The following is a 15,207-nucleotide window of genomic DNA, read 5'->3' as shown; positions in this document are numbered from 1 at the left end:
GAAGCCGGGCCGGTTCCGGGGCGGGGCCCGGGTGAGGTCGCCGCAGAAGCGGGGAGCCGGCTGCGCCGGTGCGGCATCATGGGCGTGACCGGGTCGAGGGGGGCAGCGTGTCGCAGGACGAACCGCGCAACGACGTCGTGATCGCCGGGCGGTACCGCCTGGGGAAGCGGCTGGGCAGGGGCGGCATGGGGACCGTCTGGCAGGCCGCCGACGAACTCCTGGGGCGCGCGGTCGCCGTCAAGGAACTCCACGTCGGCGAGGGCAGGGAGGCCACGGGAGCCCTGCGCGAGGCGCGCACGGTCGCGCAGATCAAGCACCCGCACGTGGTCGTCGTGCACGACGTCGTCGAGGACGACGGCCGCCCGTACATCGTGATGGAACTCGTCGAGGGCGGTTCGCTGGCCGACCGCCTCGGCGCCGATGGTCCCCTCGACGCGGGCGAGACCGCCCGCGTCGGGCTGGCGCTGCTCGGCGCCCTGAGCGCGGCACACGACCGCGGGGTGCTCCACCGGGACGTCAAGCCCGCCAACGTCCTCATGGAGGCGGGCACCGGCCGGGTGGTGCTCACCGACTTCGGCATCGCCCGCCTCGCGGGCTCCACCACCATCAGCGAGACCGGCGCGTTCGTCGGCTCGCCCGAGTACACCTCCCCCGAGCGGATGCAGGGAGCCACCGCCGGCCCCGCCTCCGACCTGTGGTCCCTGGGCGCCCTGCTGTGCGCCGCGCTGACCGGCGAGTCGCCCTTCCACCGGGATTCGCTCGGCGGGGTGCTGCACGCCGTCGTCTACGACGAGATCCGCCCGCCGGTGCAGGCCGGCCCGCTGACCCCGCTCATCCGGGGCCTGCTGGAACGCGACCCCGGACGCCGGCTGGGCGTGGCGCAGGCCCAGCGGCTGCTGTCCGCGTACGTGACCACCGGGAGCCTGCCCCTCGTCGACCGGGCCCCCGGCCCGACCCGGCCGGCGGGACCCGCGCCGACGGCCCCCGCCCCGGCCGGGTACTCGCCCACCGAGCACGTCACCGCCGCCGCCGGGACGGCGCGGGGGCCCGGGTCCCGCACGCGCCTGCGCGCCGGGCTGGTCGCCGCGCTGGCCGTGGCGGCCGTCGTCGGCGCCGTCGCCGCCACCGCCCTGCTCCCGGAGCGGACGGGGGGCGGGGGACAGGTGTCCGCCCAGGGCGGCCGGAGCACCGGGCCTTCCCCCGGCCCGAGCACGTCCGCCCCGCAGTTCCCGGCGGCCCCGCCCTCCGGCGGCGCCACGGCGACGGCGACCACCACGGTGACCGCCCCGGCTCCCGTGGCTCCCGCGCACCCGGTGTCCGGCAAGCCCGCACCCGCCGGGTACCGGTTCGTCGCCGACCCCGACGGCTTCGGCCTCGCCGTACCCCAGGGCTACCGGCGCACCACCGACGACCAGCGGGTCTTCTACGTCTCCGCGGACGGCGCGATCCGGATCGGCATCAAGGTCACGGCCGCGCCGCCGGGCGGCCCGCTCGCCGCGATGCGCCAGTCCGACGCGAACGGCCCGTCCAACAACCCGGGCTACCGCGACAGCTCGATCGTCCCGACGACGCACGACGGGCTGCCCGCCGCCCTCTGGGAGTTCACCTGGAACGGCTTCACCGCCGCCGAAGGCCCCCGGCACACCTTCGACCTGTGCTGGGGCCAGAACGGCCGGATGTACGACGTCTGGGTGTCGGCCCCCGTCGGCCGCCTCACCCAGGCCAGGGGCCACTTCGACGCGGCCCTGGACTCCTTCGTCCCGGTCGGCTGACCCGCGGCGGCCGGGCCCGGGGACCCCGCGGGCCGTCAGGTGCCCAGCACCACCAGGCCGTCCGGGGCCGGGAGGCTGCCCGGCGCGAGGGGGCCCAGGGTCTGCGGGAGCGCGAGGCGCGGCCCGTCGCCGTCCGGATGGGCGTCGAACAGGTACGCCGCCCCCGACGCGGAGTCGCTGACCAGGTGCGGGCCGGTGGCGGACGCCGCGAACCGGGTCAGCGGGGTGCGGAAGAGCCGGCCCAGCCGGCGCAGGGTCTCCGGGGTCGCGGCGGGCGCCGGGGCCGGCGCCTGCGGCGGGGCGTCCGGCGGGATGGCCCCGGACAGCAGCAGCGCCAGCAGCACCGGGACCGCCTTGCGGCGCAGGGCCTCGGTCGCCGAGTGCAGCCGGTCGGCGTGCGCGGCCGGCAGGGAGAGCGCGAGGCTCCCGGCGGCGTCGCCCGCCGCGATGGGCACCGCCGAGCAGACGACCCCGGGGGAGTACTCGCGCAGGTCGAAGACGGGGGCGCCCGGTGCCACCGCGTCCAGGGCGCTGAACAGGGCCCGGCTGTCGGTGATGGTCCGCGCGGTGAGCCTGGTCGGGCGGTGCCGGGCCACGTGGTCGGCCCGGCCGTCGTGGTCGAGCTGGGTCAGCAGGCACTTGCCGACCGCGCTGGCGTGCGCGGCCGCCCGGAAGTCCACCCACTCCCGCACCGGCGGGGCCCCCGGGCCGTCCGCCATCTGGGTGATCCGGACCTCGCCGTCCGCGTACCGGCTGAGGTACACGGCGGCGCCCGCGCTGTCGCGGGCCAGCGCCAGGGTGCGCTGGAGCTGGCCGGCCAGTCCGGTGCCGCCCGGTGCCGCGAGCCGGTCCAGGGCCGGGCCGGGCGCGTACACCCCCGCGGCGGGGCAGTACGCGTACTCCTCCTCGCGCAGCATCGACAGCAGCGGGCGCAGCTCCGCCCCGGCCAGGCCCGACTGCCGGGCGAGCTGGGCGGCCCGCACCCCGAGCGGATGGCGCTCCAGGACCCGTACGACGGCCAGCGCCCGGCGCGCCTGGGCGAGGGCCCCGCCGGTGTCGGCCCGGGCGGCCGTCCCCCGCGCGGCCGACGTCAGCGCGGGGTGGCGCAGCGGGCCCGTCCCCGGGCGCGGCCGCGCGGGCCGCGGCGCGGACGGCGGCAGGAAGGCGGCCAGCACCGCGGGCAGCCCCGGCCCGGGCAGCGGTACCGGGCCCAGATCGGGGTCGTCGCACTGGTCGACGTACCGCAGGACGGCCGCCTGGGCGCACAGCCGGACCTCGCGCAGCTCGCGGCGGCCGCCGGGCCGGAAGCCCCGCAGGCCCAGCTCCCGCGCCCAGAAGCGGGCGTCGTGGTGCTCCCCGCGCCGGGAGTGGTCCAGGAAGAGGCAGTACCCGGCCACCGCGGTGCGGGGGCTGCCGGAACCGGCGGCGAACTGCCACCAGAAGCGGGACCCCTCGCGCAGCCCGGCCAGGTGCAGGAGGCAGCCGAAGACCACCGCCCCCGGCAGGTCGCTGTGGTGGTCCTCCACGAACCGCTCGAGGTCGGCCCGGGCGCGCGGGTCCCCGACCACGGCCAGGCAGGCGGCCTTGAGGTCCCGGCGGGCCCGCTCCGACTCCAGCGGGCGGTCCCGGGCGGGGTCGCTCCAGCCGAAGGGCCGGCGCCGGCCGCGGGCCGAGCCGGCCGCGGGGACGCCCGGAGCGCGCGGGACGCGCAGCAGGCGGGCCTCGGCCGCGCCCAGGTCGTAGTGCCGGTAGCGGTCGCGCACGCCGGCCCTGGCCAGGAACTCCGCCAGGGAGCGCGGGAACGGTGCGCGGCCGCCCCCGGAGCCGGGGTCCTCGCCGGCCCTCATGATTCGGCGGACGCGTCGAGCAGCCGCGCGAGGCGCCGGTGGGCCTGGCCGAGCTGCGAGCGGACGGTGGCCTCGTCGACGCCCATCACGGCGGCGGCCTCGCCGGGGGAGCACTGGAGCCCGTAGCGCAGCAGCACGGTGTCCCGCTGCCGTTCGGCGAGGCGGGAAACGGCCGAATAGAAGCGGATGGTGTCGGTCAGCACCTCGTACTGATCGGCGTGCGCCTCTTTGAGGGCCGCCTCGAAGGCGGTGGTGTCCATCGGCTCCGGGCTGCGCAGGCGCGGATCGCGGCGCTGCTGCCAGTCGACGATCCGCTGCTTGAGCACGGTCCAGGCGTACGCGTCCAGGCGGTCCATGTGGAGCATGCGGAGCCACTCGTTCATGATCGAGTCGAAGGTGGCGTCCACCGCGTCCTCGGCGGCCCCGTCCGAGCCGAGCTGGAGGTACGCGAAACGCATGTACGCGGGCCGCCGGTTCGCGTGGAACGCCCAGTACGACAGGCGCGCGGTCGGGTCCCACCGACTCATGGGCGTCGGCTGCCGCCGTCGGCTGGGCAGTCCCACGGCCCCGCCGGACTCCTCCGGTCCGCCATCGTTCACCGTTCCCCACCTCATCCCCTGTGCGCGTCCATGAGAGCAGTGAGCACGCCTCCTGAGGGGGAGGAGGAGCAACATGAGGGGATTACGTCCGGTGGTGATCGGTTCGTGATTGATGTCGATCACACGGGAGGGCCGCGAGCCCGAACGCATATGCCGGGCCCCGGTCCGGGGTGCGGACGCCGGTCGGGGCCCCGGCCGTCCGGCTGTAGCATGGGCCGAGCGCGAGGGCCGTGACGCAGAGGTCACTGTCCTCGCTTTTGCGTTGCGTCCCCCCGGGACTCCCGGGAAAAGCCGACGCGGGGCGTTTGAGCGGTTCGATACGATGAACCGCGCGTTGTCACGCGTAGATCCGTAACAAATGAAACGAATGGAGCATCCGAGGATGGCTCGACACCTGATCACCAGCGCGCTTCCCTACATCAACGGGATCAAGCACCTGGGCAACATGGTCGGGTCGATGCTTCCGGCGGATGTGTACTCCCGGTACCTCCGCCAGCGCGGCCACGACGTCCTGTACATCTGCGCCACCGACGAGCACGGCACCCCCGCCGAGCTCGCCGCCAAGGAGGCCGGCGTCTCGGTCTCCGAGTTCTGCGCGCAGGCCCACGACGCCCAGAAGGCGGTCTACGACGGCTTCGAGCTGTCCTTCGACTACTTCGGCCGCAGCTCCTCGGCGCAGAACGCCGAGATCACCCAGCACTTCGCGCGGCGGCTCCAGGAGAACGGCTTCATCGAGGAGCGCGCGATCCGGCAGGTCTACTCGCCCGCCGACGGCCGCTTCCTGCCGGACCGCTACGTCGAGGGCACCTGCCCGCACTGCGGCTACGACAAGGCCCGCGGCGACCAGTGCGAGAACTGCACCCGCGTCCTGGACCCCACGGACCTGATCGAGCCCCGCTCGGCCATCTCGGGCTCCACGGAGCTCGAGGTCCGCGAGACCAAGCACCTCTTCCTCCTCCAGTCCAAGCTCCAGCACGAGGTCGAGGCCTGGGTCGCCCGGCACGAGGAGGAGTGGCCGCAGCTGGCCTCCTCCATCGCCCGCAAGTGGCTGACGGAGGGCCTGCACGACCGCGCGATCACCCGTGACCTCGACTGGGGCGTCCCGGTCCCGGCCGACACCTGGCCCGAGCTGGCCGCCGAGGGCAAGGTCTTCTACGTCTGGTTCGACGCGCCGATCGAGTACATCGCCTCCACCAAGGAGTGGGCCGACGCCGACCCGGCGAACCGCGACCACAGGACCTGGTGGTACGAGGCCGAGGACGTCCGCTACACCCAGTTCATGGCCAAGGACAACGTCCCGTTCCACACGGTGATGTTCCCCGCCACCGAGCTGGGCACCCGCGAGCCGTGGAAGATGGTCGACTACGTCAAGGCCTTCAACTGGCTGACGTACTACGGCGGCAAGTTCTCCACTTCGCAGAAGCGCGGCGTCTTCACCGACCAGGCGCTGGAGATCCTCCCGGCCGACTTCTGGCGCTACTTCCTGATCGCCAACGCGCCCGAGTCGGACGACTCGTCCTTCACGTGGGAGCACTTCGCCGCCACCGTCAACAAGGACCTCGGCGGCACCCTCGGCAACTTCGTCAACCGCGTGCTGACCTTCTCCCGCAAGAAGTTCGGCGACGAGGTCCCCGCCGGCAGCCCCGCCGGCGAGGCCGAGGCCAAGCTGGGCGAGCAGATCGCCGAGCTGCTCGCCGAGTACGAGGGCCACATGGAGACCCTCCAGTACCGCAAGGCCGCGGCCGCGCTGCGCGCCCTGTGGTCGGCCGGCAACTCCTACCTGGACGAGAAGGCCCCCTGGCTGGAGGTCAAGACCGACCTGGAGGGCGCCGCGCTCACGCTGCGCACCGCGATGAACCTCATCCACCTCTACTCGGTGGTCTCCGAGCCGTTCATCCCGGCCTCCGCGCGTGCCATGCGCTCCTCGTTCGACCTCGCCGGCGACACCGCGACCTGGGTGACCCCGGAGCAGGCCAAGGCACTGGACGCGGTCCCGGCCGGGACGCCCTTCACCGTCCCGCCGGTGCTCTTCGCGCGGATCACCGAGGAGGACCTGGAGTCCTACCGCGAGCGCTTCGGCGGCTCCCCGGAGGCCTGACCGCCGCGGTAGCCGCCCGCCCGCGGCTGCCGGCCGCTTCCCGAAGGGCGCGACCTCCCCGAGGCCGCGCCCTTCGGCGCGTCCGCGTCCGCCGCCCCGGTAGGGAAAACCCCACCACGAAGGCTCCGCCTGGACGTGCAGACCCGGCCGGGGCCGCGCGGCTGGAATGGGCCCATGACCCCTTCCCACACCGCCCGGTGGACCGCCGGCTGGCTGCTCGCCGCCGCCTGGGCCCTGTCCTTCCCGCTGCTGTCCTCGCAGCCCGCGCACCGGCTGTGGGGCTGGTGCGCGGCCGCGGGCTACCTCGCCGCCGCGGCGGCCACCGCCCTCGGCCGGCGCCGGGAGGCGCTCGCCGCCGCGCTGCTGGGGGCGGTGGCCATACCGCTGCTGTACCTCGTTCTGACGGGACGGGGGCAGTCCGAGGTCGGCGTGATCGAACGGTCCGGGCGGCTCCTGCTCGAGACCGGAAGGCCGTACGTCGACCAGCCCGCCGGAGTCGGGGAGTACACCCCCTACCTCCCCGCGACGGCCCTCCTCCGCGTCCCCCGCGCCCTGCTCGGCGGCGGCTCCGCCGACGGGCACCACTGGACGGTACGGCTGCTGGGCGACGCCCGGATGTGGTGCGCGGCCTCCTTCTTCGGCGCGACGTGGGCCGGCCGCCGCCTCCTCGGGGCCGCCCCCTCCCCGCTGCTCCCGCTGCTGGTGGCTTCGCCGGTCGTGGCGCTCCCGCTGGCGGTGAGCGGGGTGGACCTGCCGCTGGCGGGGCTGTGCTGCCTGGCCCTCGCGGCGGCCTCGTCCGGCCGTCCGGCGGCGTCCGGGGCGGCCCTGGCCGCGGCGTGCGCCCTCAAGTGGACGGCGGTGCCCGCGGTGGCGGTGGCGGCGGCCCTCCTCGCGGCCCGCGCCGGCGGGCGGGCGGCCCTGCGCTGCGCGCTGGTGACGCTGCTGGGCACGACCGCCCTGGTGCTGCCGGCGCTGCTGCTCCAGCCGGCGCAGCTGTGGCAGCAGGTGTTCGCCTTCCCGACGGGGCGGGGGCAGGTGCCGACCCCGGCGAGCAGCCCCCTGCCGGGGCACCTGCTGGCGCAACTCGGGCTGTGGGGGTGGTACCTGACGACCGGCCTGCTGCTGTTGGGCGGGCTGGGGGTGGCGTCCTCGCTGCTGGTGCGCCCGCCACGCACGCTGGCGGCCGCGGCCGACCGGCTCGCGCTGGGGCTGACCCTGGCCTTCCTGCTGGCGCCGGCGGGCCGCTTCGGCTACCTGGCGCTGCCGCTGCTGCTGGCGGTGTGGGCGCGTTCGGCCGCCCCGGCCGCCGGACCGGTCGCCTCCCGGGTCGTGGCGCGGTCCCGGGGGTGGGTCAGCGGGCGCCCTCGTACCGGATCACCCGGTCGGTGACGCCCCTCTGCGGCGGCTGCATCCCGTCGACCGGCTTCCGGAAGTCGCCGACGCGGCCGTCGGACCACTGCCCGAGCGACACCGCCATGGCCCGGCCGTACCCGGCGGCCGCAGGTCACCTCCTTGTCACTCTGCCGACTCCCTGGCGCCGCGCAGGTGGGCCAGGACGGCCAGGACCCGCCGGTTGCCCACCGTCGGGTCGAGGTCCAGCTTCGCGAAGATGCTGCTCGCGTGCTTGACCACGGAGGCCTCCGTGATGAACAGCCGCGCCGCCAGGGCCTGGTTGTTGAGCCCCTCCGACATCAGCGCGAGCACCTCCCGCTCGCGCGGGGTGAGGCGGGCCAGCGGCTCGTTCGCCGGCCGCGGTGCGAGCAGCACCCGGACCACCTCCGGATCGATGACCGTCTGGCCCTCGTGGACCCGCCGGAGCGCGTCGAGGAACTCCGTCACCTCCCCGACCCGGTCCTTGAGCAGGTAGCCCAGCCCGGCCGCCGAGCCGCCGGTGAACAGCTGGGTCGCGTACGCCGTGGCCACGTACTGCGAGAGCACCAGGACCGGCAGCTCCGGGTCCCGGGAGCGCAGTTCGAGCGCGGCCCGCAGCCCTTCGTCCCGCAGCCCTGGCGGCATCCGCACGTCCGTGACGACCACGTCGGGCCGCTCGGCCGCCACGGCCCGCAGAAGGGCGGGGGCGTCCGCGACGGAGGCGAGGACCCGGTGGCCGCCGAGGGCCAGCAGTTCCGTGAGCCCGGCGCGCAGCAGCACGGAGTCCTCGGCCAGGATCACCCGGAGCACGGGACCTCCACCCTCAGCTCGGTCGGCCCGCCCACCGGACTGGACACCGTCAGCCTGCCCTGCAACATCGCCACCCTGTCCGCGAGACCCGCCAGGCCCGCCCCCGCGCCGGGATCGGCCCCGCCGCGGCCGTCGTCGGTGATGGTGAGGGTGAGCCGGTCGCCCTCGACCCTACCGGCGACGCCGACCCGCGAGGCGCCGCTGTGCTTGGCGGCGTTCGCCAGCGCCTCGGCGACGGTGAAGTAGGCGGTGACCTCCACCGGTTCGGGCAGCCGGGGCAGCTCCAGGTCCACCGTGACCGGTACGGGATGGCGCAGCGCCACCTCCGCCACCGCCGCGGCCAGCCCGTGGTCGGTCAGCACCTGCGGATGGATGCCCCGTACCAGGTCCCGCAGTTGGGCCAGGGCGAGGCGGGCCTCCTCCCGGCCCCGGCTCACGAGCGCGGCGGCGCCGGCCGCCTCCGGGTGCTCGCGCAGCCGCAGTTCGGCCAGGCCCAGGGTCATGCTGAGGGCTACCAGCTGCTGCTGGGCGCCGTCGTGCAGGTCCCGTTCGATACGGCGCCGTTCGGCTTCGAAGGCCTCCACCAGCCGGAACCGCGAGCGGGTCAGCTCCAGCACCCGGTCGTCCTCCTCGCGCGGCCCCAGCAGCAGCCGGGCGGTCTCCACCTGCGCCGCGGCGATCAGCGCACCCGCGTACGCGGTCAGCACCAGCCCGGCCAGCCCGGCGGCGGTACCGCCGAGGGCCTCCAGGGGGCCGGCCACCGCCTCGCCGGGTATCAGCATCACCGGTTCCGGGGCGAGGGCCCACACGATGACCGGGGACGCCACCAGCAGCAGGGAGAACGCCAGCAGCAGGAGCACGCCGCAGCCGGCCGCCGCGAACACCGTGGCCAGCAGGGCCGCGTACCCGAACTCCCGCCAGGTGGCCCGCTCGCGCAGCCGCGTGCGCAGCCAGGCGGCCGGGCCGGCCCCGGCGAGCGAGGTGTGCGGATCCGCCACCGGCTCCGGCTCCACCCACCGCAGCCGGCGCCGCTCCAGCTCCCCGAGCGGCACCGCGCCCGCCAGGGCCGCGGCCAGCAGCAGCAGCCCGATCCCGGCCACCGCCAGCACCACCCCGAGCCCGACGAGCAGCACCAGCGCCAGCAGCACCCCGTACCCGAGCGGGCACCCGCCGGCGAGGTACGCCCAGCACCGCCAGGGCCACCACGACCCGAGGAACCGCACCGGCCGGCGCAGCGCCCGCCACACGGCCGCGGGCGGGGCGGGGGAGGAGGGGAGGGGGAGGGGCATGCGGCAAGCCTAGAGGTGTTCCTCCGACGGGTCGTCACGCCGTCGGCGGCGGGCGCTCCCCGGGGGACGGGCCGGCCGGTGCGCGCGTGCGGCCGGACGGGCGCCCGCGGGCGGGCGGAGCGCACGGGGACGCCGGAGGGTACCGGCCCGTGCCCGTCGGCCGGCCCCGGGACCGCCCGTTGACCTGCGTGTTCGCCGGGACCGCCGTCCGGGCGCCGGGCCTTAGGATGCGGATCATGCAGCAGACGGGCCCCAAAGGCGAACTCGGTGACTTCCTGCGCTCCCGCCGTGCGCGGATCCGCCCCGAGGACGCGGGCCTGCCCGTCTTCGGCGGCCGCCGCCGGGTGCCGGGCCTGCGCCGTGAGGAACTGGCCCAGCTCGCGGGCGTCAGCGCGGACTACTACACCCGCTTCGAACAGGGCCGCGCCGAGAACGCCTCCGAGTCCGTCGTGGGAGCCGTGGCCGCCGCCCTGCGGCTCGACGCCGTCGAGACGGCCCACCTGACCCGGCTGGTACGCAACGCCGGGCGCGCGGGCTCCGTCCCGGCGGCCGGGGCCGCGGCCGAAGCGGAGCAGCTGGTGCGGCCGGGCCTGCGCAGGCTGCTGGAGTCCATGCCCGGGACCCCCGCCTTCGTCCTGGGCCGGCGGACCGACATCCTCGCCTGGAACCCGCTGTTCGCGGCCCTCGTCACGGACTTCGCCGCCCTGCCGCCGCAGCGGCGCAACAAGGCCTGGCTGGTCTTCCTGGACCCGGTGACGCGCGGCCGGTTCGTCAACTGGGAGACCAAGGCCCGCGACCTCGTCGCCTTCCTGCGGTTCGACCTCGCCCGCCACCCGCACGACGCCCGCGCCGCCGCGCTGATCGCCGAACTGACCGAGCACAGCCCGGAGTTCGGCCCGTTGTGGCGGGCGCAGGAAGTGGCGGGCAAGACCCACGGCGGCTACCACCTGCGCCACCCGCTGGCCGGGGAGTTCACCCTCGCCTACGAGAGCCTCAGCCTGCCGGACGACCCCGACCAGACCCTCGTCACCTACACGGCGGAGGCCGGCTCCCCCTCCGAGGCGGCCCTGCGCATCCTCGCCTCCGAAGCCGCCCGGGGCGCCGGGGCCGTCGACGGCTCCGGCGCTCGTGACGCTTCCGGCGCCGCCCCCGCCCCGGCGCCCCGGCCCGCCGCGCGCACCGACAGGCCCGCGTAGGGGCCGCTCCCAGCCGCGCTCCCGCTCCCTCCCGCCGCTCCATGACGGACGGTGGGGGCGCGCCGGTCCTCCGCGCGGGCCGGAGCGGGCGCTCGCACAGGGACATCGCCCCTGTCCGGCGCGTGTCCGAAGCCGGGCCTTGATCGTTTCTTCAGCCGTAACCCTCATACGGCTGCCGAATCGGGAGGACCGCGGTGACGGCTTGGCAGTACTTCGCCGGAGCGGGGCTGGTGGCCGCGCTCTGCCCGCTGCACGGCCACGTGGCGGTCGCGGGCGACGGCCACGGGAACGGGGCGCGGGTCGACGTGTGCGTGCCGGGAGGGCCGCCGAAGCCGCCGGCCGGCCGGCCCGCCCTCCCGCCCCCGCCGGTGGCGCGCCCGGGGAGGCCCTCGGCGGCTCCGCCGGCCGTACGGGTGCCGGAGCCCGGCGCCGCCCGGCCCACCGTGCGCCACCCCGGTGACGCACCGGGGCTGCCGGGTCCGCCGCCCCCGCCCCGAGCCCCGGCGGCGGCGGGCGGGCCGGCGCAGCCGCCGCCGGCTCCGCCGGCGACCGCCGCGGCCCCGGAGCCGGCCCCGGCCGGGGCCTCCGCCCCGCCCGGGGCCGGAGCGGCCGCCCGGCGGGCGAGGACCTTCCACGTGCGCCCGTACCACTCCGCGGCCCTGGAGCGGCGCGGCCCGGACGGACTGAGCACCATGATGCTGATGGTGGTCGTGACCACCCCGGCCGTGCTGGCCGCCGCCGCCCTGCGCCCCCGCTCCAAGAGCCGCGGCTGACGCCCGCGGCCCCCGGGCACCCGCCCGCCCGCTCAGCCACGCATCCACACACCCACGAACGGGAGACCCCTCGTGTCCGAATGGCTGGTCCTGGCCATTGCCATGGCGCTCGTCTGCGCCCTCGTCCTCGCCATGACCGTGGTCCGGCACCGCCGGGTCGCGGCCGACGAGGACACCAGCGAAACCCCCGACGTCATCGAGTACATGACGATGATGGTCGGCGTGGTCTACGCGATCGTCCTGGGCCTGGCCATCGCGGGCGTCTGGGAGGCGCGCGGCGCCGCCGAGGACAGCGTGCGCCGCGAGGCCCAGTCGCTGTACGAGGTCACCCAGCGGGCCGACGTCTACCCGGCGCCCGTCCGCGACCGGATCCGCGGCGAGGTGGACGCGTACGTCTCCCACACCGTCAGCGTGGACTGGCCGCGGCTGGTCTCCGGCCAGGACGCCTCGGCCGAGGGCGCGCAGCTGCTCGGCAGGCTGCGCACCGACGTCACCCACCAGAGCCCCGCCAACGAGCTCCAGGCGCAGGCCTACCAGCCGCTGCTCGACCACATCGCGGCCGCCGACGACGCCCGGCACTCGCGCACGCAGAGCGACGAGTCCACCCTGCCGGGCGTGGTGTGGTTCGGGCTGGTGGTCGGCGGCATCGTCACCATCGGGCTGATCTTCACGCTCCAGATCCGGCGTTCGGGACGGGAGCTGCTGCTGGCCGGGCTCTTCAGCGCGCTGATCGTGTTCCTGCTGTTCATGGTGTGGAGCTTCGACGCCCCGTTCGGGCGGGAAGGGGCCGACTCCGCCGGGCCCTTCCAGGACCTGTTCCCGGCCCTGACGGTGACGGCCTCCCGCTGATCCCCGCGCAGGCGTCCGCGACCGCGGCGCCGGCCGGGGCGGACGGACGGTCCCGGCCGGGTCAGCCTCCCGCCGGGGCCGCCGCCTGCCGCCGTACGGCGGCCACGAGCGGCGAATGCCGCAGGGCGTGGGAGATCCGCACGAGGTCGCGCGGCCCGTCGGCCAGCACCAGCACCCGCTCCCCGTCGCCCCCGGCGCCCTCCGGGCCGGCGGCGCCGGCCCGTACGGCGGCCGCCACCATCGCGGCGTCGGCGACGGCGCGGGCCGTCTCCTCGTCCGCCCCGCCCGCCCGGGCCCGTTCGTAGGCGCTGTCGCGCTGGCGCCGGTCGAAGGACGGGCCGAGCCGCAGGAAGCCGTCGTGGATGTCGGACTCCCGCTGGATCACCCGGATCTCGGCCGGGGACCACCAGGACATCCGCACGCAGGGCGTGCCGCCGGGCGCGCTGCCGTGCACCTCGTGCCACAGCGTGCCGAGGCGCCGGTAGGTGCTCCAGGTGCGCCAGCTGTCCGACAGGCGCTGGCACACCAGGGGCAGCACGAACCCCACCGAGCTGACGAGGGCGGCGAAGGAGGCCAGCGGCGGGGCGAGGTAGGTGCTGAGGTCGTCCAGGTCGCGGCCCAGCCAGCGGGCGGCGACCGCGGACATCTTGGCCGCGTCGTAGGCCAGGCTGATGGTGTACCCGGCGACGATGATCACCAGGCCCGCCCGGAGCCAGCCGCGGACCCGCAGGGACCAGCGCCAGCACATCGACACCATCATCAGCACGGCGGCGTTGTGCGCCAGCAGGTAGGCGGCGATCATCAGCCGGATGTAGGGGGTGTTCGCGTAGTACGTGTCGAAGTCGCGCAGCCGCTCGACCGGAGCCTCGCCGAGCGCGAACAGGACGACGATCGCCACGACGACCACGCAGTAGCCCGCGATCCAGCGCTGGGAGGTGCGCCGGATCTCCCGCGCCGGGCCGCCGCGCCAGTTGAACACCAGGACGAGGCAGGAGGCGCTGAAGGCGGTCATCAGGCAGTAGACGAGCGGGGCGGAGAAGTTGGGGACGCCGGTCCACCGGTTGACGGCCGCGATGGTGGGCGGGGCGGCGAAGGTGAACACCGCGCCGGCGAGGACGAGCAGGACACAGACCGACCGCAGGAGCGGATCGCGCCAGTTGGTGCGCAGCGCCGGCAGCTTGCACACGAGGGACACCGCCATCGCGGCCGCCGGGATGTAGTAGTCCGGTCCGTTCAACGGTCGTTCCTGTGCCCCCGGTAGCCGAGAGAGGTCTCGATCCGCCCCGCCAGCTCGTCCCGCTGGGCCGGTGGGCGGTGGCCGGAGGACCCGGCCAGCCAGGTGCGGCACCGGCTGCCCAGCAGGAGGCCGAAGCTCTCGGCCTCCGTCTCCTCCTGGACGTCGGCCCGGGTGCGGGCGGCGACCCGGCGGACCGTCTCGCCGAGGTCGGCCCCGTCGGTCAGCAACCGGGCGGCGACCGCGGCCCCGTCGACGTGGTGGCTGCAGTGGCCGGCCTTCATGTGCCACAGCTCGTGGCCCAGGATCACCAGCTGGTGGTCGGGCGCGGTGCGCTCCTCGATGACCACCAGGTCGCGGTCCGCCATGTCGAGCCACAGGCCGCTGGCGGTCCCTTGCGGGAACGCGGCCATCCGGAACTCCACCGGACGGCCGCGGTGGCGGCTCATGCCCTCGCAGAGGGCGGCGTAGAGGTCCACGGGTTCCACGGGGGCGGCCAGCTTGATGCCGGACACCAGCTCCGCGCACAACCGCCGCTGCGCTCTGCCTATGCTCACCGTTCTCCCCGTCGGCGCGGATCCGGATCAGGACTCAAGGATCAGATCCAGACTTTCGACTGGGTCATGATTCGTTCGGTTTGACACTTTCGAGAAGCATGTCCAGCCATTCGGTCACCTTGTCCCGGTGCTTGTCGCTGGGCAGTTGGGCGGCGCGCCAGGCGATGCCCCGCACACCGTGGTTCTGCAGGAGTCTTGCCAGCGGATCGCCCGCCGAAGCGGCCTCGGCCGGTACGGTCTGCCGCTCCCGGCCCGCGAAGTCCTGGAGCAGCTGCTGCTCGGTGCGCTGGAGGGCGTCCGTGAGGGCGTCGGCGTCATGGGCGGTGAGGAAGCCCGCGTGCACCCCGAAGAACCGCTGGATGGCGTCGCAGTGCTCCATCGTGGGCCGCCGGTCGCCGTTGATCAGCGCGCCCGCCTGCTGCCGGGACATCCCGGCGCCGTCGGCGATCTCCTGCTGCGTGTAGCGGCGGCCGTTGGGTTTGACCCGGGTGCGTCGCAGCAGGTCAAGGCGCTGGAGGAAACGGGCCTGGAGGTCTGGTTCGCCGGCCCGCCGGCCGTCCAGCAGGGTCCTGATCACATCAGTGGGGACCCCGGACGCCTCCGAGAGCCGGCGGAGGTCGAAGACCTCTTTCGGGTCGCGGCCCATTTTGTTCGCCAGTTCGGCGACCCGCGTGACGGTCGCTGCCAGGGGCGCGTTGGCCACCGCGACGGGAGCCGGGAAGCCGTCTGTCACCAGTGGTTCTCCTAGATCGCGCGAGGTCAGTGGGCACGTGGTCGGCCTCAGGGAATCTATCCGGTTTGTTTTGGGAGAG

The 15,207-nt window shown here is 75.5% G+C and carries 12 protein-coding genes and 1 pseudogene; 6 read left to right on the top strand and 7 right to left on the bottom strand.

The window, feature by feature from the left end:
- Nucleotides 1-185 precede the first annotated feature (185 nt).
- Nucleotides 186-1,772 (top strand): serine/threonine-protein kinase, encoded by a 1,587-nt coding sequence (locus tag ACZ501_RS25405; RefSeq protein ID WP_468798685.1) that lies wholly within the window; start codon nt 186-188, stop codon nt 1,770-1,772.
- Between the two features lie 323 nt (nt 1,773-2,095).
- Here the strand turns inward: ACZ501_RS25405 and ACZ501_RS25400 are convergent.
- A pseudogene (locus ACZ501_RS25400) lies at nt 2,096-2,794 on the bottom strand (IclR family transcriptional regulator domain-containing protein); the annotation flags it as partial.
- 821 nt (nt 2,795-3,615) lie between these two features.
- Entirely contained in the window at nt 3,616-4,218 is a 603-nt protein-coding gene (locus ACZ501_RS25395) for an RNA polymerase sigma factor (protein WP_361609624.1), read from the bottom strand.
- A gap of 382 nt (nt 4,219-4,600) precedes the next feature.
- Here ACZ501_RS25395 and metG point away from each other — a divergent pair, with 382 nt between their 5' ends.
- A complete protein-coding gene (gene metG / locus ACZ501_RS25390) occupies nt 4,601-6,316 on the top strand; it encodes a methionine--tRNA ligase (protein ID WP_468798319.1) in 1,716 nt (571 codons plus the stop codon).
- 174 nt (nt 6,317-6,490) lie between these two features.
- On the top strand, nt 6,491-7,705 hold the full coding sequence (locus tag ACZ501_RS25385) for a glycosyltransferase 87 family protein (protein ID WP_468798316.1): 1,215 nt from the start codon (nt 6,491-6,493) through the stop codon (nt 7,703-7,705).
- A 126-nt stretch (nt 7,706-7,831) separates the two neighbouring features.
- Here the strand turns inward: ACZ501_RS25385 and ACZ501_RS25380 are convergent, their stop codons facing one another.
- Entirely contained in the window at nt 7,832-8,497 is a 666-nt protein-coding gene (locus ACZ501_RS25380) for a response regulator transcription factor (protein ID WP_361609632.1), read from the bottom strand.
- The gene (locus tag ACZ501_RS25375) at nt 8,485-9,786 is read right to left on the bottom strand and encodes a sensor histidine kinase (RefSeq protein ID WP_468798313.1); all 1,302 of its coding nucleotides are present in this window, start codon (nt 9,784-9,786) and stop codon (nt 8,485-8,487) included. The genes ACZ501_RS25380 and ACZ501_RS25375 overlap by 13 nt, the downstream gene beginning before the upstream one ends.
- 236 nt (nt 9,787-10,022) lie before the next feature.
- On the opposite strand from ACZ501_RS25375, the gene ACZ501_RS25370 reads away from it, so the two are divergent.
- The 3 genes from ACZ501_RS25370 to ACZ501_RS25360 all read left to right on the top strand — a co-directional run bounded on the left by ACZ501_RS25370 (nt 10,023) and on the right by ACZ501_RS25360 (nt 12,604).
- Nucleotides 10,023-10,982, top strand: a complete 960-nt coding sequence (locus ACZ501_RS25370) for a helix-turn-helix transcriptional regulator (RefSeq protein ID WP_468798310.1) — start codon at nt 10,023-10,025, stop codon at nt 10,980-10,982.
- Between the two features lie 194 nt (nt 10,983-11,176).
- Nucleotides 11,177-11,755 carry a hypothetical protein gene (locus ACZ501_RS25365; RefSeq protein WP_468798307.1) on the top strand — a complete coding sequence of 193 codons (579 nt, stop codon included), beginning with the start codon at nt 11,177-11,179 and terminating at the stop codon, nt 11,753-11,755.
- Nucleotides 11,756-11,827: 72 nt separating this feature from the next.
- Nucleotides 11,828-12,604 (top strand): bestrophin-like domain, encoded by a 777-nt coding sequence (locus ACZ501_RS25360; protein ID WP_468798304.1) that lies wholly within the window; start codon nt 11,828-11,830, stop codon nt 12,602-12,604.
- 61 nt (nt 12,605-12,665) lie between these two features.
- On the opposite strand, the gene ACZ501_RS25355 is transcribed toward ACZ501_RS25360, so the two are convergent.
- The 3 genes from ACZ501_RS25355 to ACZ501_RS25345 all read right to left on the bottom strand — a co-directional run bounded on the left by ACZ501_RS25355 (nt 12,666) and on the right by ACZ501_RS25345 (nt 15,128).
- On the bottom strand, nt 12,666-13,841 hold the full coding sequence (locus ACZ501_RS25355; RefSeq protein WP_361610199.1) for an MAB_1171c family putative transporter: 1,176 nt from the start codon (nt 13,839-13,841) through the stop codon (nt 12,666-12,668).
- Nucleotides 13,838-14,395 (bottom strand): toxin-antitoxin system, toxin component, encoded by a 558-nt coding sequence (locus tag ACZ501_RS25350; protein ID WP_361610198.1) that lies wholly within the window; start codon nt 14,393-14,395, stop codon nt 13,838-13,840. The genes ACZ501_RS25355 and ACZ501_RS25350 overlap by 4 nt, the downstream gene beginning before the upstream one ends.
- Before the next feature lie 64 nt (nt 14,396-14,459).
- A complete protein-coding gene (locus ACZ501_RS25345; protein ID WP_361610197.1) occupies nt 14,460-15,128 on the bottom strand; it encodes a helix-turn-helix domain-containing protein in 669 nt (222 codons plus the stop codon).
- Nucleotides 15,129-15,207: the final 79 nt, after the last annotated feature.

This window comes from Streptomyces sp. NPDC034085 (assembly GCF_055575555.1).
This window is presented reverse-complemented; position numbering and strand designations above follow the sequence as displayed.